Annotated in this window: 1 protein-coding gene; it reads right to left on the reverse strand. The window is 45.8% G+C overall.

The annotated features are described in order from the left end of the window. The coding region (locus tag EAE89_RS22960; protein WP_214086665.1) for an ISAs1 family transposase at positions 1 to 1,016 on the reverse strand (1,016 nt) is incomplete at its 3' end. Between the last annotated feature and the right edge of the window lie 89 nt (positions 1,017 to 1,105).

Below are 1,105 nucleotides of genomic sequence, written 5' to 3' on the forward strand. Positions count from 1 at the left end.
TCACATTGTTTAACCATGTTCAAGACAAGACGCCGGAATAACGCAAGATTCTCAATCGCACCATCCAGAACAATCCGTGAATCATCTTCTTTAAAAACGACATCAAGAATATAATGCTGACTATTTTCAATTCGCCAATGCTGACGAATATAGTACCCCAATAATTTATGCCGGGGAGAAAGTGAACTCACATAATAGGACGTATCCACTGTCCCTGTGCCATTTTGTATCCGGTGGCGTTCAACCGCAATAATGCTACGAATGGTCGGCCATTTAGCGGCCATTTCAGGGGAGAATTTCGGTTTTAACTGGAATACATAACGCTCTTCACGTCGGCCATGGGCTTCTTGCTTGATTTCCGTAATAATTTGCTCTTTGCTGGCATCAAACACGCCTTGAAATTGGGACTGAACCGCTTCCCACAGGTGAGGCTGATTTTTCTTCACCTGAACGACCACATGGGCTTTCTTTTCCCGGATTTTTTCCAGTGTTTCACGCTGACAATGCAAGGCATCAAGGGTCACGATACTGCCTTTCAGGTTAAGGATATCCAGCATCTGGCGAACGATACTGATTTCCCCCTCTTTGGTAGCGGTGGCTTTCTGACTCAACACTAATCCTGCCTCGGTATCATAAGCAGTGACCAGCTGGACTGCGTTCTTCTTTTCATTACGATAAGCATGTCGCAGCACTTTCCCGTCAAAGGCAATAACGGGTTTGCCGCCCGATTCACGCTGTTCATTAACCCAGTTGAGTAAGGCTTCCAACAGGGAGTCAAGCTCGATAGCGCACAGTATTCTGGCAATGGTGTGCCGACACGGTATGCCATTGGGAAAAGAGCGATATTCTCTCAGCCACTTAATTTTGGCATGACCATAAGTCTCAATGTCTTGCCAGCCTTCGGCTCCCGCCATAATAGCGCTGACGACCAGAAAAATGACATCAATCAGCTCGTACTGACGATTGATATCAGAGCGGGTTTCTTTAACAACGGCGAGGTGTTCAATCAGAGTCATCATTGAGCTATCTGAAGAGAAATAAGCGTGATTAGATCATGTCATTACTCTACTTTCAATAGGCGTTAAAAAAGTATGCTCGCGCCCTG

Origin of the sequence: Photorhabdus heterorhabditis, from assembly GCF_018448905.1 — a bacterium.
Classification (GTDB): Bacteria; Pseudomonadota; Gammaproteobacteria; order Enterobacterales; family Enterobacteriaceae; genus Photorhabdus; species Photorhabdus heterorhabditis.